This window comes from Pseudomonas sp. JAI111, assembly GCF_024809425.1.
Lineage (GTDB): Bacteria > Pseudomonadota > Gammaproteobacteria > Pseudomonadales > Pseudomonadaceae > Aquipseudomonas.
Map to the genome: position 1 here is coordinate 251,701 of NZ_JANUCB010000004.1, position 21,255 is coordinate 272,955.

Here is a 21,255-nt window from a genome sequence, read left to right on the forward strand (position 1 = left end):
AATCAGAAGATGGAACTTCCAACTTGAACATAGCAAACAACACTCTTTATCTCTCGACTAACGAGCGCCAGAAACAATCGATTACTGCGGCCATCACTACTCTGATTGGCGATGAATACATTAGAGAGAACATTGGCTGGCCCTGGGACCGTCTGACCGCTAACAGTGTGAGCGGCTCGGCACTGGACACGGTTCATCGGCCAGGTCATGTTTATCTGGCCAGACTGATCAAGCAACCCGAGTTTTCAAGAAGACTTAAAGAGCATTCCATCCCCGAAACTGCTGCGTTCCATGTCGACAAACAAGGCCGGCTTTCTTACGCCTATCAAAACCTGAGCAGTCGCGAGTTCGGCTCGGACACGTTGACTGTTACTTACTTCTCCGCGCCTTTGGACATTACCGACATCTTCACCGGCCTTGCCGGCGTTAAAGAAGACCTTAAACTTTTAGCAGATATAGCCGCATTAACCGGCGGGTTTGTCACGTCGAGCAAACATATCGCAATCGGTCAGTGGCTGCGCTTCCACGGCGTATCGCTTCCAACCACTGAAGAAGACACTAAAGAACTGTTGGACTTACTCAATTTCGCCACGCTTGCGGAAAACTCACCCTATGGGAATTACTGGCAACTGCTCGATTCGCCCAAAGACTCGCCGTTCGAGCTGACGGCGGATAATCGCGGCATTATTCGAGACGTCACTGAGCTTGAGACCGAGGGGGAAATTCCTTTGGTTGCCCTGTACGGGCGCTCCCTGCAACTCGAAGCCAGCTCTGCGGACACACTGCCGACCAGTCAGAGTTATCGTCAGAGGCGCTTGATCGATATCGCAGTCTTGTACGCCAACGAAGGTGAAGCCTACATCGAAGCCTTGGGCTGGTTCGCTGGCAAGTCAGGACCAAAACCTTCTGAGCCGTTTATCGAACAACTGCTGATTGCGGTGATGCTGCTCGACCTGGACCCCGAACTCGACAGTGCCAATACCTCGTTTGCAGGCTTTGATCTTTACTCCAAGCGCCATTTGCACCTGCGCCCGTGGCAAGTGCGCGCGCTACTGGAACAGCATCTGGTCAGCCAATTGAAGCTCGATGGCATCATTGCGCCGCTGGTCGCGGAGTGGGTACTGGCGGGCATGGCGCCGGAATATCTGGTCCTTGAACCACCGTCGAATCTGCGTATCGGCACGCCTGCCTGGGTCGTATTCACCCAAGCCGTACACTTTGCCGAAGCGATCGACCCCGGCGTTTCCCGGAACATGACCTACCAACACTTGTTGGGATTCGCCCGAACATCCGAACTTACCCCGGCGTTGAATACACTGTTTGCCGCGCACTCGGCAGACCCCGTGATCACCTGGGCACTGATGAACGATCTGATCAGCCGGGATTCGCAGGGCAACCTCAGTCAGGGAGCCGTTAGTTTAGCGACGGAGGAATACAAACAACACGTCGACACGATGACGAGCGCGTTATCTGACCTTGGGCAACCGTTACCCCATCGCAAGCCTCTAGCGTTGAAGGAACTGAAATCCTGGGAGCCTGGTTGTGACCCTGAGGAGATGCTGGTCAAACATCGCGGAACAGGCGGCGGTGCCGGCAGGAAGGTATCGGTTGTCGATCTTTATATGGGTGACGAGCTACACACCCAGGAGTGGGATCGCGCCAAAGGGGGCAGCATTTACCAGTCATTCCCTGATCTGGTTAAGCTGCAACCCGTTGCCGATTTATACAAGGAAGCGATCAACCACCATCACACCTCAATGACAGAAGCATTATCTGCCACGATCAAAATCACATTTTCGCAGATGGGCCTGGTGGACAAACAGTTGATCGAAGAAGGCCATTTGGGTGTCTATTGTGTGCAGGATTACAAAACGACGCGATTCGAAGATTTTCCCAATCCCACGCACGTTGTAAGACCTGTGACGACCTACCCTGGAAAGACCGGTAGATATGGCGTGCTCATCTGTGCGGCACTCAATTCCGAGCTTCGTTGCTACCAGCTTTTCCCAATGAAAATGGAATGTACATACAGCGAGGAGCTCAGCAAATTGTTGCGCCCTCTCTTGATGAACAACGGGACCCCAACCGAAGCAAACTTTGTAGACCACAATCGACACTTGAAGGGTCGTCTGGATATACGTGCTTATCAAGAAAACACGGCACCCCGCAGTTATGCCAACTCCGCTTTTTTCATCCGCAAGGTCGGTGAATTCAACGCGTCGCCGGCGGATGCAGATAGCACAACGCCGAACCGTTATTTCCGATCCCCGCGAAAAGCAGCTATCAGCCAACTTATTGCAAACGAGAACCCGTTTTTCACCGTCAACGAACTGATGCAACTGGGCCTTGATCAGACCCAGCGCGAAAAAGCGATTGCAAAAACTGATGCCATCTTCACGTTCATTCTGAACCTGATCATTCCATTCAAGGAATGCGTCGAGGAGCTCTCTTCTGGAAATCCCTCACGCCAACGAGCCGCCATCCTGGGTTGCGTCATGAGCGCGGCGGCCGTCGGTATTTCCGTGGCGGTCATCGGTATTAAAGTGGCCGCTATCAGCGCAAAAGCCACGACCCTGGCTTCGAAACTGCTTTCTACCTCCAGAGTCGTAGCCTCTACTGCCGTCAGTCTTTTCAATCCCGTCGACGGAGTGCCTCAACTTCTCAAGGGCGGCGGAAAACTGTTGGGCCGGGGCGTGAAAAAACTTGGCACTCATGCCCTCTCTGTTTCCAGTCTGTCCAGGCAACAATTGCACTTTATGTCGGGTGCAAACAGCTACGACCTGATCAAGGCGATCAACCATACCGGTGCGGCACCGCGGATTCGTATGTCGCTGGATACGGTTGCCCATGGCCGTGCGCTGTTCAAGGACGACACCATAAAAACCGTTGAACAGATTGTCTCTCGTCTGGGCAATAAAAATAGTCGCTTGCCGAACAACGCAACCCATCTGGAACTGGACCATTTGTTTAACAATGCGGTTGTTGAATCGACAACAAAATTCAAGCAAGCGCAAGATTTGGAGGCATTGATTGGCCGAGCGGTTGTTGAAGACCTGTTCAAGGTAACGCTGGAAAAGTCGCGATATGGCTACACCACCGCGCGGTTGGCGTCGGGTGCCGAAAGTTACGCCGATACGCTGGCAACCCTTGCCCAGATCGAAGCTAAAAACGTTACCTATATGAAGAATTACCAGCAAAATGTACTGCAACAGGATCTGGGCAAAGCGCCGTTTAATCAGGTCATGCCGGAATCAACGTTTAACCCGACCGGTTTTACTGACAACTCACAAAGGGCCGGAGCCTGGATCGTCAATGGCTCGACATCCCCAGGCAACGACCTCGACAGCATCGTTGCGTTACTGCGCGAGTACGCAGGCAACCAAAAAGCGCTGACTGATCCCGCCGTGATCAAACAGTTGCACGCCCGTATTGCGCCGGCCACTGCAGATGTCGTACGCGTCGGCATCAACGATAAGAAATACGCCAGCAATATCAGTGGCTTCGCTGCGATGGAACGGCATTTGAAAGTACTCGATACCAGCCATCAGCATTTCGACAAACACTTGCTGGCGACAGTCGTAGGCTTCCATGGTTTAGGCGACGGTAACGGTCGTACAGGTCGTGCGCTGTACGCTATCAGTCAGCTTCGAAACAACCGGTTCACACCGCTGACAAAACAACAGTTCAGTTTGCTGCACGGCCTCGATTAAGGTGAATGCCTGACTGTGTGGCCGCTTAGGAAAACAACAAATACGCTGCACTGCCTCCTAACAACATTGCCATGATCCGGTTGAAAAACCGCATGCCTGCAGGATTATTCAGATAACCCCGCAGGCATGTACCGGCATACACCCAACACCCCACCGACACGTAGCAAATCACCAGATACACCGCCGCAAACTGCCAGACCAGCCGCGCCTCGCCGTCCGCGACGAACGCGCCCATGCCCGCCACGCAGGCCAGCCAGGCTTTCGGGTTGAGCCACTGCATCACGGCGCCGTACAGCATCGAAGGTGCCCGGTGCGACTCCTTGGCATCGATGCGACCATCGTCCGCCGCCAGTTTCCAGGCCATGAACAACAGGAACGCCACGCCGGCCAGTTGCATCACCTGCGTCATCGCCGGCCAAAGGAGCAAAACTTCATGCAGTCCCAGCCCCATCAAGACCAGTAACAGAACAAACCCTAACGTTGCGCCGGCGACGTGCCGTTGACTGGCGCGAAAACCAAACTGCGCCCCCGAACTCAACGCGACAATGTTTACCGGCCCGGGTGTTATCGAAGCCACCAGCGCAAATGTGGCCATGGAAATAATCAGACTCATTGCACACCTTCTTCAATTCAGGAAATCAGCGCTCAACGTACTGATCCCCCTGCCCTGCGTATTGAAGAAAACTGCCTAAGTCACGTAAACGCCCCCACCACCCGCTTCACTTTCACCAGTGCCGCCGCGAGCGAGTCCATGTCCACTGACCCCAGCGCCAACCGGATCGCGTGCGGCACATGAACAGAGGTTGCAAAGGGTTCGGCGGTTGAAACCGCCACTTGTTCACGCAGCAATGCCACGGCGATCTGATCGGCCCTCGCGTCTTCCGCCAGCGGCAGCCAGATAAAGTAGGAAGAAGGATGACGAATGTAGTGCAGCCCTGTCAGCAGGGTGTCAGCCAAGGCTTGCCGGGCTTGCGCATCGGCGCGCTTTTGCGCTTCCAGCGCGCTGACGGTTCCGTCATCGATCCAGGCGCAGGCAATCGCGGTCATCACCCCGGGCGTGTTCCAGGTAGTCGCCCTGATCGTGCGTTCCAGCGCTGCCACCTGGTGCGCTGGGGCTGCGACAAATCCAACACGCAAGCCGGTGGAGACGCTCTTGGAAAAGCCTGAAACGTACAGCGTTCTTTCGGGTGCCAGCTGCGCGATCGGTGGCAGCGGATCTTGCGCCAGAAAAGCGTAGGCAGCGTCCTCGATGATGTGCAGGTCATGTTTGCGCGCAATCGACACGAGGCGCTCGCGTTGATCGGCGGGCATCACCCACCCCAGCGGATTGTGCAGCGTCGGCATGGTGTAGACGGCACGCACCGAGCGGCTGCGGCAGAGCTTTTCCAGTGCCTCCAGGTCTGGCCCTTGATCAGTGAGCGGAATCGGTACGACTTCAAGGTGCAGCGTTTCGGCCAGCACCTTGAACCCCGGATAGGTCAAGGCGTCAGCCGCGATCACCTCACCGGGTTGCAGCAGCGCCATGAGGGTCACGGCCAATCCATGCTGGGCGCCACTGACGATCAACACCTGTTCGGCCTGAACATTCAGTCCGCGTGTCAGCAGATGGCGCGCAATCGATGCCCGCTCATGCAGGCGGCCCGCATGCGGCTGGTAGCGCAGATGGGACTCCAGGTCGCCGGACAACGCGAGCTGGCGCAAGGCATTGCGCAGCAGGTCGGCCTGCCCCGGCACAGAGGGATAGTTGAAGTTGAGATCGACCATTCCGACCGCCACCGCCGGCTGGTGAATCCCTTGGCTGGGTGGCAGCGACGTCTCCCTGACGAACGTTCCGCGCCCCGTTTCACCGCTGACCAGCCCCATCGCCTCCAGCTCTGCATAGACCCTGCTGGCCGTGACCAAGGCGAGCTTTTCCGTGGTGGCGAGCTGACGGTGTGTCGGCAATCGCGTACCCGGCGGCAAACGCCCGGCGCGGATATCGGCGGCAAACGCGTCCACCAGCGATTTGTAACGGGAGCGAGGCATAGCAAGATGTATCCATGACAATTTTTTGATTGTATCGATACTCGGCCATACGATGCCCACAAGGCAACCCCCGAACTGCGAGTGGACTCCCATGGAACGTGCATCGAACCTGCAACACCAGTCACTGGAAAAGAACGCGAGCGGGCTGATCAACGGACTTATCGGCGTCCTGATCTTCAGCGGTTCACTGCCCGCTACCCGGGTGGCCGTCCTCGAGTTCGATCCGGTCTTTCTGACGGTTGCACGCGCCACCATCGCGGCTGTTCTGGCGCTGTGCCTTGTGTTGCTGTTGCAGGAAAAGCGTCCTGCGCGTCACCAGTTCATGCCCTTGTTTATCGTGGCGATGGGCGTTGTTATCGGGTTTCCGCTGCTGACGGCACTGGCACTTCAATACGTTACATCCGCGCATTCCATCGTCTTCGTCGGCATGTTGCCGCTCGCGACGGCGGCGTTCGGTGTGTTACGCGGCGGTGAACGTCCACGGCCGGCATTCTGGTGTTTCTCGATCCTTGGCAGTTTGCTGGTGGTGGGGTTTGCCATCGCTCAGGGGCTGACGGCCTCCCCCGCTGGCGACATCCTGATGCTGCTGGCCATCCTTGCCTGTGGGCTCGGGTATGCCGAAGGGGCGAAGCTTTCCAAGACACTGGGCGGCTGGCAGGTGATTTCCTGGGCGTTGGTGTTGTCGTTGCCGGTGGTGGCGCCGCTGACCTGGTGGCTGGCCCCCGCGTCGTTTTCGGGCATCAGCACACCGGCCTGGTTGAGCCTGGGGTACGTCTCGCTGTTCAGCATGCTGATCGGCTTCGTATTTTGGTATCGCGGGCTTGCCCAAGGAGGAATTGCCGCAGTGGGACAGCTTCAGCTGCTGCAACCATTTTTTGGCTTGGCGCTGGCGGCCACGTTGCTACATGAGCAAGTCAGCCTCGGTATGCTCGGGGTTACCGTGGCGGTGATCCTGTGTGTGGTGGGTGCGAGAAGATTCGCCAAATAATCTTCGCGAAATTGTACTGCGGCCTGCGCGCACCGCTGTACCGGGAAAGCCTTCGCCATCCGTGATAAAACTAGCGTTCTCTTGCTCCTGGAGACCTGTCATGGACCTCGCCACCCTTTCGCTGTTTCTGCCCGCCTGCTTCGCGTTGAACATGGCGCCCGGGCCGAACAATCTGCTGTCGGTCAGTAACTCGACCCGGTACGGCTACCGCATTGCCTGTGTGGCCGGCATCGGTCGGCTGCTGGCGTTTGCCGGGATGATCGCCCTCGCCTCCGCCGGGTTGGCGGTGGTGCTGCAAACGTCTGAACTGTTGTTCTACGGCATCAAGATTGTCGGTGCGGCGTATCTGTTTTACCTCGCCTGGCAATTGTGGCGAGCCGACCCCAGCGCCGAAAACGTAGTGACGGGTGCGCCCGTCGGCATCATGGCGCTGGCACGCCAGGAGTTTCTGGTGGCGGCCGGCAACCCCAAGGCCATCCTCATCTTCACCGCGTTCCTGCCCCAGTTCGTCGACCCGACTCACACCGTGACGCCGCAATTTGCGCTGCTCGGCGCGTTGTTTCTGATGCTGGAATGGATCGCCATCAGCGCCTATGCCTACATGGGCCTGCACATGCGTCGCTGGTTTGCCGAGCCTCGGGGCAAACGAATTTTCAACCGTTGCTGCGCGGGGTTGTTGTCGGCCGCGGCGTCGGTGCTGTTGATGGCGCGCCGCGCCTGAGCACAGGGGATTGACGGGATTCGATACGGGTTCACACTGCGAGGCATCCCGCCTCAATACCTGTCGAGCTTCGAATGAACCTGAATGTTGTTTATGCCTTGGGCGCCGCTGCGCTGTTTGGAGCGAGCACGCCCTTGGCCAAGGTGCTGGGCCTGAATCTCTCGCCCATCCTGCTGGCCGGGTTGTTGTATCTGGGCAGCGGACTGGGCCTGACACTCCTCAGGCTGATCCGCGACCGGGGCTGGCAGCCCAGCGGCCTCAAAGCGTCAGAATGGCCCTGGCTGATCGGTGCGATCGCGTTTGGCGGCGTCCTTGGGCCGGTCGCGCTGATGTTCGGCTTGACCCTGACTTCCGGCTCCACCGCATCCTTGATGCTCAACCTCGAATCGGTGCTGACTGCCGTGCTGGCGTGGGTGGTGTTCAAGGAAAATGCCGACCGACGGATCGTTGCCGGAATGCTGGCCATTGTTGCCGGCGGATTATTGCTGGCCTGGCCACAGGGTTCGGCGCAATCGCAGAGCTGGATCGGACCGCTGGCCGTGGCGCTGGCCTGTGTCTGCTGGGCCATCGATAACAACCTGACGCGCAAAGTGTCGGCCTCCGACGCCGTGTTCATCGCGGGCATCAAGGGGCTGACTGCCGGGCTGGTGAACTGCGCCCTGGCACTGGCGCTGGGAGCCAAACTGCCGCACATCGCGGTACTCGGGCCGACGTTGCTCGTCGGTTTCCTCGGCTACGGGATCAGTCTGGTGCTGTTTATCCTGGCGCTGCGCGGGCTGGGCACCGCACGCACGGGGGCTTACTTCTCGACGGCGCCCTTCCTTGGCGCGGCGATTGCCATTGTGCTGTTCGGTGAGCCGGTTAGCATGACGTTCTGGGGCGCGTCACTGCTGATGGGGCTGGGCGTCTGGATCCACCTCAAGGAACGTCATGCCCATGAACATCAGCACCTCGCACTCCTTCATAGCCACCGGCACGTTCATGACGAACATCATCAACATGAGCATGCGTTCCAGTGGGACGGAGTCGAGCCACACACCCATGAACATCAGCACACGCCGATCCGCCACAGTCACCCGCACTTTCCGGACATCCATCACCGGCACAAACATTAAAAGGTCGAAAAAAGTGGATTGGCATTTTCGGCGAGCATACGTATATTCGAATATCCATATATTTGAGCCGTCGCAATGAACTCACGTCCCACCAAGGTTCTTTTCATGTGCACCGCCAACAGCTGCCGCAGCGTGTTGAGCGAAGCACTGTTCAATCACTTGGCCCCCGCCGGTTTCACCGCAGTGAGTTCCGGCAGCTTCCCCAGCGGCCGGCTCAACCCTCAAGCCGTGCAAACCCTGCACACCCTTGGAGTCTCGACCGACGGCCTCTATAGCAAAGACTCCTCGGCGTTCGCCGATTCACCGCCCGATATCGTCATCACCGTTTGCGACAAGGCCGCCGGGGAGGCCTGCCCGGTCTACTTCGGCCCGGCGCTCAAAAGCCATTGGGGACTGGCCGATCCATCGGAGGTGCGTGGCACCGAACAAGCGATCCAGGCCGCTTTTGACCACACGGTCGAAACAATCAAACGACGCTTTGCAGCCTTCTTCGCATTGGACCTGAACAGCCTTTCGCACGCAGAACTGAAGGTCGAACTGGACCGCATTGGAACCTTGTGATGAACGACGACCTGCCCAACCTGGATCTGGAACTGCTGACACTTTCAGATCAAAGCACCCACAAACCGCGCATTCTGCTGCTCTACGGCTCGACTCGCGAGCGCTCCTTCAGCCGCCTGCTGACCGAAGAAGCCGCGCGGATCCTGCGTCTGTTCGGCGCCGAAACGGTGATCTTCGACCCTAGCGGCCTTCCCCTGCCCGACGATGCGTCCAGCGACCATCCGAAAGTCAAGCAACTGCGCGAGCTGGTGCTCTGGTCCGAAGGCCAGGTCTGGTGTTCACCGGAACGCCACGGTTCGATGTCGGCCGTATTCAAGGCGCAAATCGACTGGATCCCGCTGACGATGGGCGCGGTGCGTCCGACCCAGGGTAAAACCCTCGCGGTGATGCAGGTCTGTGGCGGCTCCCAGTCCTTCAACACCGTCAATCAGCTGCGCGTGCTGGGCCGCTGGATGCGCATGCTGACCATCCCCAACCAATCGTCGGTGCCCAAGGCCTTCATGGAATTCGATGACGCGGGCCGGATGAAGCCTTCCGCGTACTACGACCGTGTGGTGGATGTGATGGAAGAACTGATGAAGTTCACACTGCTGGTGCGAGGTCGTGAGGAGTTTCTGGTCGACCGTTATTCCGAGCGTAAAGAGAGCGCTGAAGAGCTGTCAAAACGGGTCAATCAACGCTCGATCTGAGGCGGCATAATTCTCTGTCGATTTTCCGGTGGAGGCGTCGGCCAACGCGTTTTATGCTCAGCCCATGAACCTACAGAACGCTTTGCTTCCGCCCCACGCCGAGATGGTCCGCGCCATGCTCGAACGCGACACCGCCTACGAGGGGGTGTTCTTCACTGCGGTCAAGACCACCGGGATCTTCTGCCGCCCCAGTTGCACGGCGCGCAAACCCAAACCGGAGAACGTCGAGTTTTTCGCCCATGCCGATGAGTGCATGTCGGCAGGTTATCGCGCCTGTCTGCGCTGCAAGCCCCTCGACGCCGCCGCCATTGCCCCCGACTGGGTGCAGTCGTTGCTCAAGACCGTGGACGCCGATCCCGACCTGCGCTGGACCGACGCCCAGCTTGTGGCGCAAGGCATCGAGCCGCTGAAACTGCGCCGTTGGTTCAAACAGCATTTCGGCATGACCTTCCACGCCTGGCTGCGCACCCGACGCCTGGGCATGGCGCTGGGCGGCATCAAGCAGGGAAACTCCATCGATAACGCTGCCTACGACTCGGGCTACGAATCCCTGAGCGGTTTTCGCGACGCGTTTCAAAAATCCTTTCACATCACCCCGGGCCGTGCAGCCAACAGCGAGCCGCTGCTGTTTACCCGGCTGACCACGCCGCTGGGGCCGATGATCGCCATGGCTGAGCGTCGCGGCCTGGTGCTGCTGGAGTTTCTCGATCGACCAGCGCTGACCAAGGAAGTCGAAGAATTGCAGGCCCGTTATGGCTATGCCGTAGCGCCCGGACACAATGCGCACCTGCAGCAGATTGAAGCCGAGCTTGCGCAGTATTTCGCCGGCAAACTCACTGAATTCACCGTTGCCCTGCACTCGCCGGGCAGCGAATTCGACCGCCAGGTGTGGGCTGAACTGGCGACGATCCCCTACGGCCAGACCAGCACCTACGGCGCCATTGCTGCAAAACTGGGCAAGCCCGGCGCCAGCCGCGCGGTGGGCCTGGCCAACGGGCATAACCGTCTTTCGATTGTGCTGCCCTGCCACCGGGTGATCGGTGCAGACGGCTCGCTGACGGGCTATGGTGGAGGACAACCGCGCAAGGCGTTTTTGCTCCGACTGGAAAAGGCCGCCGTGCAGCTGACCGAACAACTCGCATTCTGATCCCCTGTTTTTCACCAAAAGTCTTAAGGAAGGACACACGATGGACAGTCAATTTCATCAATTGCACCACGACGGCCTGTTGATCCTGACCAACGTCGCCGATGCCACCGGCGCGCGCATCGTCGAGCAACTGGGCTGCAAGGCCGTGGCCACCAGCAGCGCCGCGGTGGCGTGGGCGCATGGCTACCCGGACGGCAATGCCCTGCCCCTCGAACGCCTGATATCAACCGTCGAATCCATTGCCCGAGTGATTTCGGTGCCGTTGACCGTGGACATCGAGGCGGGATATTCCAACGACCTGGCGCGGGTTGCCGAGGTCATTGATGCGGTGATCGCGGCTGGCGCAGTCGGAATCAATATCGAGGACGGCGCTTCGCCGCCCGAGTTGCTGGCACACAAGATCGAAATCGCCCGCCAGGTTGCCGAACGCCGCCAGGTGACGCTGTTCATCAATGCCCGCACCGATGTTTACCTCAAAGGCCTGGTGCCTGCTGAGGACCGTGTCGCCGAAACCCTCAGACGCGCCGCGTTGTATCAGGCGGCGGGCGCTGACGGGTTGTTCGCTGCGGGCGTGACGGCCGAGTACGAGATCGCTGCGTTGTGCCAAGGCACCTCGTTGGCAGTGAACGTGCTCGGACTCCCGGGGCTGCCGTCGCTCGATGAACTCAAAGCACTCGGCGTGCGCCGCCTGAGTGCCGGTTCGGGCATCGCCGAGTTTCTCTATGGGGCGATGGCCTCGTTGGCCAAAGGCTTTCTGGAAACCGGCAAACTCGACAGCAGCCATCTCAAGGCCTTCACTTATGGCGAAGTGAACGCCCTGCTCAAGCCTGCGGAAAAAGCCTGATCGACATGCCCGATCCCTATCAGGACGCGACGCAATTCCTGGCGTCCATCGATGACGACTGGCGCCGCCATATCGTGGCCATCGGCCCGTGCCTGCATCAACCGCACCCGGCTCGCGATCCTTACGAATCGCTGGTGCGGGCGATTGCCTATCAGCAACTGCACGCCAAGGCCGGTGATGCGATCGTCGGGCGGCTGCTGGCGTTGTTTCCGTCAGTGGCATTTCCGCGGCCGGAACAAATCATCGCCACCGACTTTGATCAGCTGCGCAGCTGCGGTTTTTCCGCAGGCAAGATCGCGACCATTCAGGGGATAGCGCAGGCCACCCTCGACGGCGTAGTGCCGGATTACGCAACGGCACTGGCGATGGACGATGAAGCGCTGATCGAGCGCTTGATCACCTTGCGCGGGGTCGGCCGCTGGACGGTGGAGATGCTGCTGATCTACAGCCTGGAGCGTCCGGACATCTTGCCGGCCGATGACTTCGGGGTACGCGAGGGGTATCGGCGCTTGAAGCGGCTGGAGGTGCAACCGACGCGCAAACAGATGATTGAGATTGGCTTGGCGTGGAGTCCGTATCGGACGGTGGCGTCCTGGTATTTGTGGCGGATGCCTAGCCGGTAGACCGAGTCATCGTTCATCGCGAGCAGGCTCGCTCCCACATCGGATTTTCAGTGTTCACAAATCCCTTGTGGGAACGAGCCTGCTCGCGATGGCAGCCGAAAGGCCAACATATTACTCAGGGCCAATCACAACCCCGACTTCAACCGACTGAATGCCCGAATCAGCGCCCGGTTGAACGCCTTGTCATTGTCATTCTTGCTATACAACGAAGCCCTCACCTGCGCCGACGGGTACGTCCCCGGATCATTGCGAATCGCCGGGTCAATCAACCCGTCCGCTGCGGTAATCGCATTGGCGTAGTGGATGGTGTCGGTGATCGGTGCAATCACCTCCGGTGTCATCAGATAGTCCATCAACGCCAGCCCGGCCTCAGGGTGCGGCGCATCCTTGGGAATGACCATGGCGTCGAACCAGATCAACGTGCCCTCCTTCGGTATCCGGTAACTGAGCTTGAATGGCTTGTGCGCAGCCTCGGCCTGTGTGGCGGCGATGCCTACGTTGCCGTTCCACGACATCGCCACGCAGGTGTTGCCGTTGGCCAGGTCGCTGATGTTCAGGTCGTTGTCGAAATAGCGGATGTACGGCCGGATCTTCGCCAGTTGCTGCTCGGCCAGTTTCAGGTCATCAAGGTTCTGGCGGTTGATGTCCAGGCCCATGTACTTCATGACCGCGGCAAATACCTCGTTGGGATCGTTGAGCAGGCTGACCCCGCAATCGGCAAATCTGGACACCACGGTCGGGTCGAACAGCATCGCCCAACTGTCCCGTGGCGCATCGGGCAGACGCTTGTTGATCGCCTCTTCCTGATAACCGACGCCGGTGGTGCCCCAGGCGTAAATCCCGGCGTAGCGATTACCTGGATCGAACACCGCCATGTGCTGGCGAAACTCTTCGCCGACACCGGCAAAGTGCGGCAGTCGCTGGTGGTTCAACGCCTGAATGGCCCCGCTCTGGATCGCCCGGGACAAGTGCTGCCCCGCCGTCAGCACCAGGTCATAGCCGCTGCGACCGGTCAGCAATTTGGTCTCGACGGTTTCCAGCGAATCAAAGTGATCGGCCACCACATGGATGCCGGTTGTTTTCTCGAAATTGGTCAGCGTGTCCGGTGCCAGGTACTCGCCCCAGATGTACAGGTTCACCACCGGTTTGGCGGTGTCGGCGGCCTGCACACACAAGGGTGCAAGCACCAGCAATAACGCTTGAGTCAGTTTGTGCAGGCCCATGTTCACACTCCCTGTTGGCTGCGGGCAGGTGCCGCGTATTGCGGCATGGTGATGCAGGCGACATTGCCGCCACCGAGGAGGATCTCCCGGGAGTTTTCGATGCCGACGATCTTGTGCTGCGGGAACAGTTCGGCGAGGGTCGCCTGGGCCGCCTGATCGTTACGATCGCCAAACAACGGCACCACTATCGAGGTGTTGCCGGCGTAGTAGTTGATGTACGACGCGCAGATTTTGGTGCCAGCCTGACGGGTATGGGTACTGTCTTGCTGGTCCAGGCCTTCGGCTTCCTCGGCGGTCCATTCCAGCACGTCTGGTTGCGGCAGTTTGTGCACGATCAGCTCGCGGCCACGGCTGTCGCGGGTGCTGCGCAGGATGTCATAAGCCTCCTGATAGATCTCCCACTGCGGGTCATCGCGATTGTCGGTCCATTGCAGCACGACTTCGCCGGGACGCACGAAGCACGCGAGGTCGTCGACATGGCCATCGGTTTCGTCGAACTTGCAACCGCGCGGCAGCCAGATGATTTGTTCGGCACCGAGGTAATCGGTCAAGCGACGGGTGACTTCGTCCTTGCCCAAATGCTGGTTGCGATTGCGGTTGAGCAGGCATTGTTCGGTGGTCAGGATGCTGCCCTGGCCGTCGCTCTGGATGCCACCCAGTTCGGCAATCAGCGGCGCGCGATAACGGTCGAAGCGTTCGATTTCAAGGATTTTACTGGCGATCTGGTCGTCCTTGTCCCACGGGTAATACAAGCCACCGTCGAGGCCACCGTATGCGTTGAACTCAAAGTCGACGCCGCGCACCTCGCCACTCTCGTCGTTGACCACAAAGCACGGGCCGCTGTCGCGAAACCAGGTGTCGTTGCAGGTCATTTCCACCACGCGCACCTGAGGCGGCAACTGACGGCGGGCGGTGGCGAACTGGGTGGCAGAGGCGCACACCGTCACCGGTTCGCTTTGGGCAATGGCGCTGACAATCTGCACCCAGACTTTCTGCGCGGGCTTGGCACCGTTACGCCAGACGTCGGTGCGCTCCGGCCAGCCGAGCCAGCAACCGGACTTGGTTTCGAATTCGCCGGGCAGGCGGAAGCCGTCGAGTTTGGGAGTGGAGTCGAGCAAACGTGCCATGGTCAAACCTCATCAGCGGGGATTGGAATGACCACAGGCTAAGGGGGTGAGCGCCCTGCTCACCAACGATGATTATTTCGGAATAGTTGAATTCAACTCATCAATCGATCAATTGATCGTTGAACCACTCGAGCATCTGCGCCACGGCTGGGCGCTCCAGGCGCACCCGTTCGCAGACCAGCGCATATTGGCCGAGCGCCGTCATGCTTGAGGTAAACGGCCGGACCAGACGACCACTGAGCAAATCCTCCTGCGCCGTCAGGTTATCGCCCATCGCCACGCCCTGGCCTTGGACCGCCGCTTCCAGCGCCAGGCCGGCATGGGCGAAATACAGTTGGCGTCCGGGACGCTGATCGCCGGCATGACTGGTCAGCCACGCGGTCCAGGTCTTGCCGTCCTGATCGTCGTGCAGCAGGCAGTGACGCACCAGATCCTTGGGCGTTTTCAGGGTGCCCTGATTGAACAGGCCGGGACTGCACACCGGAAAGAACTGCAACGCGGGCAAGGGGCGCACGAAGTATGCGCTGCTGTCGACCGGGCCGGTGCCGTAGGTGATCGCCAGGTCGATGTCTTCCCCCGGCGCCGTGGCGTCGATCGGTTGTTCGTAGAGGTGCAGCGTGATGTGCGGGTAGCGGGCGTAGAAGTCTGTCAGGCGACTCATCAGCCACTTTTGCGTCAACTCGGCGGTGACCGCCAGGCGCAACACGGCCAGCGATGACGGGTCGCGCAATTCATCGCAGGCATCGCCGATCAATTCGAACGCTTGCTGCAGACTTTGCATCAGACGGCCAGCGGCCATGGTCGGACGGATTTGCCGGCCCTCACGGATGAACAGCGAGACACCCAAGTGTTCTTCGAGTTGGCGAATCTGATGACTGACGGCGCTGTCGGTGACACACAGCTCGGCAGCGGCGCGACCGAAATGGGCGTGCCGGGCGGCGCATTCGAAGGTCCTGAGTGCTGCCAGAGAAGGCAATCGTCGCATGGGTTCAGCCCCTGTGATGAAGGCGCCCATGCTGCCTTGGCGATTGATAGGCGTCCAGCCACACCTGACACAGATTCATTTGGCACCGCGATGCTGCAGTCGAGAGGCGCTGACGGTCTAGGCTGTATCGGGTCAGTCCCAGACCTGTTGGAGGATGTCATGCAGCTAGAAGGTTCCTGCCATTGCGGTGCCGTGTCGTTCAGTTTGACCAGCGCTCACCCCTACCCTTATCAGCGTTGCTACTGCTCGATCTGCCGCAAGACCCAGGGCGGTGGCGGGTATGCGATCAACCTCGGTGGCGATGCCCAAAGCCTCACCGTACGCGGCCGCAAGCACATCTCGATTTACCATGCGCGTCTCAAGGACGAAGGCGATAAGCGCGCCCGACGCAGCACCGCCGAGCGGCATTTCTGTTCTTTGTGCGGTTCCGGATTATGGCTGTTCAGCCCTGAATGGCCGGAGCTGATTCATCCGTTTGCATCCGCCATCGACACCCCGCTGCCGGTGCCGCCGGAACACACGCACTTGATGCTCGTGTCCAAGGCGCCGTGGGTGGAGGTCAGCCTGCGCCCCGGGGACCAGCAGTTCGACGTCTATCCCGAGGAATCCATCGCCGACTGGCATGAACGATTGGGTTTGTGTCGCTGAGAGGGATACAGACCTCGTTGGCTGGGCAGGTGGTGTACAGCTTTTGAGGATGCGGTGTTGCTGATGACGCCATCGCGAGCAGGCTCGCTCCCACAGGGGATTTGTGAACGACACAGACCCAATGTGGGAGCGAGCCTGCTCGCGATGGCGTCAGTGAAAGCAACCCCGACCTAATCCAGATGCGCCCAGGTCATGCGAAACGACGCCCCGCCCCACGGCGAATCCGTCACTTCCACTTGCCCGCCATGGGATTGCGACACCCGGCGCACCAGGGCCAATCCCAGACCAAAACCACCGGTGCGACGGTCGCGGCTGGCGTCCAGTCGCGAGAACGGTTCGAAGATTTTCTCCCGCCCGTCCACCGGCACGCCCGGCCCATCATCGTTGACCTGCACTTCATAATGATCACCGGTACGCACCAACGACACCTCTACCCGCTCATCGGCGTAGCGAATGGCGTTGCGCAGCAGGTTGATCACTGCTCGAGCCATAAAGCGCGGTTCGATACGCACCTCATCGACCTGGCACTCGACGATCACCAACTGCACCCCGGCGGCTTCGGCCTCCAGCGCCACGCTGCCCACCACGCTGTCCAGCCAACTGATGGCCTGAATATTCTCTCGGTTGATCACCGTGGCGCCGCGCTCCAGGCTGGCGTAGGTCAGCAACTCGGAGACCATTTCCTCCAGCTCGCCGAGGTCGGCGTACATGTCGGCGATCAGCTCACCGCTCTGGGTCGGATCAGGTTGCTGCTTGAGCTGATCGAGCTCAAACGACAGCCGGGCAATGGGCGTGCGCAGCTCGTGGGACACCGCGTTGGTCAGTTCGCGCTGGTTGGCGATCAAGCCTTCGATGCGAGCCGCCATCAGGTTGAAGTGTTCGGCCAGGTCGCGAATGTTCGAGCGCTTGGACAGCTGAATGCGTGACGACAAGTCGTTATCGCCAAAGCGCTCGGCCGCCAGGCGCAGCTTTTCCAGATCGCGCCAATGCGGTCGGACCCAGAAAAACAGCACGATGCCGATCAGCACGGCCAGCATCAGATAGGCCGCCGTGATGTAGAACGGCATCAGGCTCGGCTCGGGCGGCAGCTTGATGCTCAATAGCTGGGCACCGCCATCGATCGACGAAATGAACTGGGTGTACTTCTCGCGAATCACCAGTTTGCCTTCGGCCAGCAAGGCTTTCTCATCATCGTCGAGGGCCAGATGATCGGACTCGATCAGGCTCAGCCCCAGTCCGTAGTGCTGGCGTAGCGTGTCCAGTTGTTGCTCGCGTTGCGAGCCTTCCAGCCCGCGCAATTGCTCGACCAGCGAATACGCCTGCCCCCGCACCGCCTCGCGGTTATAGGCCTGCATCTGCCCATCGAGCAGCACATTGAACGTGTGCTCGACCGTCTGTAATGCCAGTACCAACCCCACCGCCAGCACGACGTACAACCCCAGAAATAACCGCAGCATCTACAGCTCCCACGCAAACGGATTGAACAGATAACCCTTGCCCCAAACGGTCTTGATGCACATCGGTTCGCGCGGATTGTCCTTGAGCTTGCCGCGCAACTTGCTGATGTAGACGTCAACGCTGCGGTTGAGGCCATCGAAGGCAATGCCGCGCATGCGGTTGAGGATGTCGTCGCGGGACAGGATCTTGCCGGCGGCGCTGGCGAGCAACCACAGCAGTTCGAATTCCATGGTGGTCATGTCGATGACGTCGTCCGCGAGCCTGACTTCGCGACAGCTGCGGTCGATGCTCAGGTGGCCGAACTCCAGGGCGCTGCACACGCTGCTCTCGGGCGTCTGACGGCGTTGCAAGGCCCTCAGGCGTGCGAGCAGCACTGGCGGTTTGATCGGCTTGATGACGTAGTCGTCGGCACCGGACTCGAGGCCGAGAATATGATCGAGGTCGTCTTCCTTGGCGGTCAGGATGACGATCGGCGTATCGGACACACTGCGAATTTCGCGGCATACCTGCAGGCCGCTCTGGCCCGGCAGCATCAGGTCGAGCACGACCATTTTCGGTTTGAACTCGAGGAACGCGTCCAACGCCAGGTCACCGCGGTGCACCTGCCGGACTTCAAAGCCGTGTTGGGACAGGAAATACGCGATCAACCCGGCCAGCTTCTCGTCGTCTTCCACCAGCAATACTTTGCCAAAACCCAGGCTATCCATAACGACCGTCTGCCAACCCTTGTGTGAAGTGGGCGGCATTATGGCGCCAATCGATGACGGGACGGTTATCGCAGGCAGCAAAAACCGGCCTTGAGAGCCGGTTTTTGGCGATGTTTCATACAATTAAGAGTTTTTAACAATTCAAGATCAAAAGATCGCAGCCTCGTTTCACTCGACAGCTCCTACATCGAGTTGCGATCCCTTGACCTTTACGCCGCGACCGGGACGCCGCTGTGGAAGCGAAATTCCACGTCTGGCGATTCGATCAGTTCCTGTTCGGCGGCGCGGACTTTGTCGATGACGTGAGCAATGTCCTTGGCATCACCGTACTGGTAAGCCAGTTTCAGGTAACCCTGAAAATGCCGAGCCTCGCTTTTCAGCAGGCCGAAATAGAACTTGCCCAGTTCTTCGTCCAGATGCGGCACCAGCGCCTCGAAACGCTCGCAACTGCGGGCCTCGATGAATGCGCCCACCACCAGGGTATCCACCAGTTTGACCGGCTCGTGGCTGCGCACCACTTTGCGCAACCCCGAGGCGTAACGCCCGGCGGAGAGCTGACGCAGCTCGATCTTGCGTTTTTTCATCAGGCGCATGACTTGTTCGTGGTGAACCAGCTCTTCCCGGGCCAGGCGCGACATCAGGTTGATCAAGTCGACGTGAGAGTGATATTTGGCGATCAGGCTCAACGCCGTGCTGGCCGCCTTGAACTCACAGTTCTTGTGGTCGATCAGCAGGGTTTCCTGATCGGCAAGCGCGGCCTGGACCCAGCCATCGGGGGTGCGGCAGCCGAGGAACTCGTGAATTTCGGGAAGGATCATGGGGCTCACGGATAAAAAGGTTCAAAACGAAGGGCGCCGATTATACCGGCCTGCCGGCAGACCACCAGTCGCTACAGTTGATATGCATCAAGTACCTGGCCGGCGACCAGCAACTATAGTTGTCCAACGCCATGCCTTTTTATCGTTAATGGAGGTCCCGATCATGCAAGCCATTCGCAGCATTCTGGTGGTCATTGAACCCGAACACTCGGAAAGCCTGGCGCTCAAGCGGGCCAAATTGATTGCTGGCGTAACCCAGGCCCATCTGCACCTGCTGGTTTGCGACCGCAAGCATGACCATAGCGCCATGTTGGGCGTGCTCAAGGCGGCGCTGGTGGCGGACGGCTACAGCGTCACCACCGAACAGGCCTGGAACGAGAGCCTGCATGAAACCATCATCGATGTGCAGCAGGCGGAAGGTTGCGGGTTGGTGATCAAACAGCATTACCCCGACAGCCCGCTGAAAAAGGCGCTGCTGACGCCCGAGGACTGGAAGATATTGCGCAACTGCCCGGCACCGGTGCTGCTGGTAAAAACCGTCGGTTCCTGGAAGGACAAGGTGATTCTGGCGGCAATCGATGTCGGCAATACCGATGACGAACACCGCCATTTGCACAACACCATCATTGATTACGGCTATGACATTGCCAGCCTGGCGAAGGCCAAGCTGCATGTGATCAGCGCCCATCCGTCGCCGATGCTGTCGGCATCCGATCCAACGTTACAGCTCAGCGAAACCATCGAGGCTCGTTATCGCGAGCAGTGCAAGGCGTTTCAGGCCGAGTTCGACATAGATGACGAGCACCTGCATATCGCCGAAGGCCCTGCGGATGTGTTGATCCCGTACATGGTGCACAAGCTTCAGGCTGCGGTGACAGTGATTGGCACGGTCGCGCGGTCCGGGTTATCAGGGGCGTTGATTGGCAATACCGCCGAAGTGGTGCTCGATGCGGTGGAGAGCGATGTGCTGGTGCTCAAGCCCGAAGAGATCATGGACCATCTGGAAGAGATCGTGAGCCAGCATTGAGATGTTCGGCGTCAAGCAGATCGCCTTCGCGGGCAAGGATTACCCGCCGAAGGCGTCCTTGAGAAAGCCCGGCGCGATGTAGCGCTGGTAATGCGCCTCGGACAGCAGAAAGAACTCCCGATCAATGGCATCGCGCAGCTCCGGCAGGTTCCAGTCGCGAAACTCCGGCATCAACACCATCCCGTAGGCTTCGAGATTGTTGATCACCCGCGCGCCACGGGCGATCAACTGATACGCCCAGCAATACTCGGACTGGTGCGGCACGAAGCGAATCTTGCGCTGCTCCAGCTGCAGACGCAGGCGCTGGGGATCGAACACTTCCAGCTTGCTGGCCATCACCTGCGACAGCAACAGCTCCAGACGCAGCCACACCGCACGCTTTTCTTCCTCGTTGTAACCATTCCAGTTGATCACTTCATGGTGGAAACGCTTGCAGCCACGACACACCAGATCACCGTAAACAGTGGAGCAGAGGCCGACGCAGGGGGTTTTGATGGTCTGATTGGGCATAGGTAGGCAAAACACGGGAAAGCAGAACAGACCGGCATGTTAGCCCTTTGTCTAACATTGATCACCCCTCAAAATTCGGGGGCTAACTTACCTTTAATTTTTTTTTGCCGTAGAATCAGCCAGCCTTTTAAGGCGCCAATGTCCGTTAGAAGCTGTTTTCAAAGCGTCACGAGCACAGTCGTTCCTTCAGAGCGGAGTTGGCGAAGGGTTTTTCCAGCGGGGAAAAGCTCTACGCCAACCCTCATCAGCTCCCCGTTCTGCAGGCGTAAAACTTTGAAAGCAGCTTCTGTAAGGAATTGTCGGTAATTCTGGCTAAGTGGCCCACAACG

At 59.2% G+C, this 21,255-nt stretch carries 20 protein-coding genes; 11 read left to right on the forward strand and 9 right to left on the reverse strand.

The genetic code is table 11. From position 1 onward, the window contains the following. Positions 1 to 23 precede the first annotated feature (23 nt). On the forward strand, positions 24 to 3,710 hold the full coding sequence (locus HNR03_RS15255) for a hypothetical protein (protein ID WP_259154423.1): 3,687 nt from the start codon (positions 24 to 26) through the stop codon (positions 3,708 to 3,710). Between the two features lie 25 nt (positions 3,711 to 3,735). Here the strand turns inward: HNR03_RS15255 and HNR03_RS15260 are convergent, their stop codons facing one another. Both HNR03_RS15260 and HNR03_RS15265 read right to left on the reverse strand, forming a co-directional pair. Next, the gene (locus HNR03_RS15260; protein WP_259154424.1) at positions 3,736 to 4,323 is read right to left on the reverse strand and encodes a LysE family translocator; all 588 of its coding nucleotides are present in this window, start codon (positions 4,321 to 4,323) and stop codon (positions 3,736 to 3,738) included. Positions 4,324 to 4,403: 80 nt separating this feature from the next. Then, a complete protein-coding gene (locus tag HNR03_RS15265) occupies positions 4,404 to 5,735 on the reverse strand; it encodes a PLP-dependent aminotransferase family protein (protein ID WP_259154426.1) in 1,332 nt (443 codons plus the stop codon). A 91-nt stretch (positions 5,736 to 5,826) separates the two neighbouring features. Between HNR03_RS15265 and HNR03_RS15270 the strand changes: the two genes are divergently transcribed. The 8 genes from HNR03_RS15270 to HNR03_RS15305 all read left to right on the forward strand — a co-directional run bounded on the left by HNR03_RS15270 (position 5,827) and on the right by HNR03_RS15305 (position 12,423). Then, on the forward strand, positions 5,827 to 6,723 hold the full coding sequence (locus tag HNR03_RS15270; RefSeq protein ID WP_259154427.1) for a DMT family transporter: 897 nt from the start codon (positions 5,827 to 5,829) through the stop codon (positions 6,721 to 6,723). Positions 6,724 to 6,823: 100 nt separating this feature from the next. Then, complete coding sequence (locus tag HNR03_RS15275; RefSeq protein ID WP_259154428.1) at positions 6,824 to 7,444, forward strand: LysE family translocator; 621 nt, start codon at positions 6,824 to 6,826, stop codon at positions 7,442 to 7,444. Positions 7,445 to 7,518: 74 nt separating this feature from the next. Then, positions 7,519 to 8,559, forward strand: coding sequence for a DMT family transporter (locus HNR03_RS15280; RefSeq protein WP_259154429.1), 1,041 nt, complete (start codon positions 7,519 to 7,521; stop codon positions 8,557 to 8,559). A 75-nt stretch (positions 8,560 to 8,634) separates the two neighbouring features. Then, complete coding sequence (locus tag HNR03_RS15285; RefSeq protein ID WP_259154431.1) at positions 8,635 to 9,120, forward strand: arsenate reductase ArsC; 486 nt, start codon at positions 8,635 to 8,637, stop codon at positions 9,118 to 9,120. After that, complete coding sequence (gene arsH / locus HNR03_RS15290; RefSeq protein ID WP_259154432.1) at positions 9,120 to 9,809, forward strand: arsenical resistance protein ArsH; 690 nt, start codon at positions 9,120 to 9,122, stop codon at positions 9,807 to 9,809. Before HNR03_RS15285 ends, arsH begins: the two co-directional genes overlap by 1 nt. 64 nt (positions 9,810 to 9,873) lie before the next feature. Next, on the forward strand, positions 9,874 to 10,956 hold the full coding sequence (locus HNR03_RS15295; RefSeq protein WP_259154433.1) for a bifunctional transcriptional activator/DNA repair enzyme AdaA: 1,083 nt from the start codon (positions 9,874 to 9,876) through the stop codon (positions 10,954 to 10,956). A 40-nt stretch (positions 10,957 to 10,996) separates the two neighbouring features. After that, positions 10,997 to 11,800: an isocitrate lyase/phosphoenolpyruvate mutase family protein gene (locus HNR03_RS15300; protein WP_259154434.1), complete on the forward strand. Its 804-nt coding sequence runs from the start codon at positions 10,997 to 10,999 to the stop codon at positions 11,798 to 11,800. A 5-nt stretch (positions 11,801 to 11,805) separates the two neighbouring features. Continuing rightward, positions 11,806 to 12,423, forward strand: a complete 618-nt coding sequence (locus tag HNR03_RS15305; RefSeq protein ID WP_259154435.1) for a DNA-3-methyladenine glycosylase — start codon at positions 11,806 to 11,808, stop codon at positions 12,421 to 12,423. A 125-nt stretch (positions 12,424 to 12,548) separates the two neighbouring features. On the opposite strand, the gene HNR03_RS15310 is transcribed toward HNR03_RS15305, so the two are convergent. From HNR03_RS15310 to HNR03_RS15320, 3 genes are all read right to left on the reverse strand, one after another. Continuing rightward, positions 12,549 to 13,646 carry an extracellular solute-binding protein gene (locus HNR03_RS15310; RefSeq protein WP_259154436.1) on the reverse strand — a complete coding sequence of 366 codons (1,098 nt, stop codon included), beginning with the start codon at positions 13,644 to 13,646 and terminating at the stop codon, positions 12,549 to 12,551. Between the two features lie 2 nt (positions 13,647 to 13,648). Next, a complete protein-coding gene (gene aguA / locus HNR03_RS15315; RefSeq protein ID WP_259154437.1) occupies positions 13,649 to 14,773 on the reverse strand; it encodes an agmatine deiminase in 1,125 nt (374 codons plus the stop codon). A 100-nt stretch (positions 14,774 to 14,873) separates the two neighbouring features. Then, positions 14,874 to 15,758 carry a LysR substrate-binding domain-containing protein gene (locus HNR03_RS15320; protein ID WP_222587100.1) on the reverse strand — a complete coding sequence of 295 codons (885 nt, stop codon included), beginning with the start codon at positions 15,756 to 15,758 and terminating at the stop codon, positions 14,874 to 14,876. Between the two features lie 159 nt (positions 15,759 to 15,917). Between HNR03_RS15320 and HNR03_RS15325 the strand changes: the two genes are divergently transcribed. Beyond that, on the forward strand, positions 15,918 to 16,406 hold the full coding sequence (locus HNR03_RS15325) for a GFA family protein (RefSeq protein ID WP_259154439.1): 489 nt from the start codon (positions 15,918 to 15,920) through the stop codon (positions 16,404 to 16,406). Positions 16,407 to 16,576: 170 nt separating this feature from the next. On the opposite strand, the gene HNR03_RS15330 is transcribed toward HNR03_RS15325, so the two are convergent. From HNR03_RS15330 to HNR03_RS15340, 3 genes are all read right to left on the reverse strand, one after another. Then, entirely contained in the window at positions 16,577 to 17,863 is a 1,287-nt protein-coding gene (locus HNR03_RS15330; RefSeq protein WP_259154440.1) for an ATP-binding protein, read from the reverse strand. Then, positions 17,864 to 18,571 carry a response regulator gene (locus tag HNR03_RS15335; RefSeq protein WP_259154722.1) on the reverse strand — a complete coding sequence of 236 codons (708 nt, stop codon included), beginning with the start codon at positions 18,569 to 18,571 and terminating at the stop codon, positions 17,864 to 17,866. Positions 18,572 to 18,780: 209 nt separating this feature from the next. Next, positions 18,781 to 19,389, reverse strand: coding sequence for a tRNA-(ms[2]io[6]A)-hydroxylase (locus HNR03_RS15340; RefSeq protein WP_090183294.1), 609 nt, complete (start codon positions 19,387 to 19,389; stop codon positions 18,781 to 18,783). A gap of 163 nt (positions 19,390 to 19,552) precedes the next feature. Here HNR03_RS15340 and HNR03_RS15345 point away from each other — a divergent pair, with 163 nt between their 5' ends. Further along, positions 19,553 to 20,416: a universal stress protein gene (locus tag HNR03_RS15345; protein WP_222587103.1), complete on the forward strand. Its 864-nt coding sequence runs from the start codon at positions 19,553 to 19,555 to the stop codon at positions 20,414 to 20,416. A 39-nt stretch (positions 20,417 to 20,455) separates the two neighbouring features. On the opposite strand, the gene HNR03_RS15350 is transcribed toward HNR03_RS15345, so the two are convergent. Next, positions 20,456 to 20,926, reverse strand: a complete 471-nt coding sequence (locus HNR03_RS15350; RefSeq protein ID WP_008149863.1) for a DUF1289 domain-containing protein — start codon at positions 20,924 to 20,926, stop codon at positions 20,456 to 20,458. Positions 20,927 to 21,255: the final 329 nt, after the last annotated feature.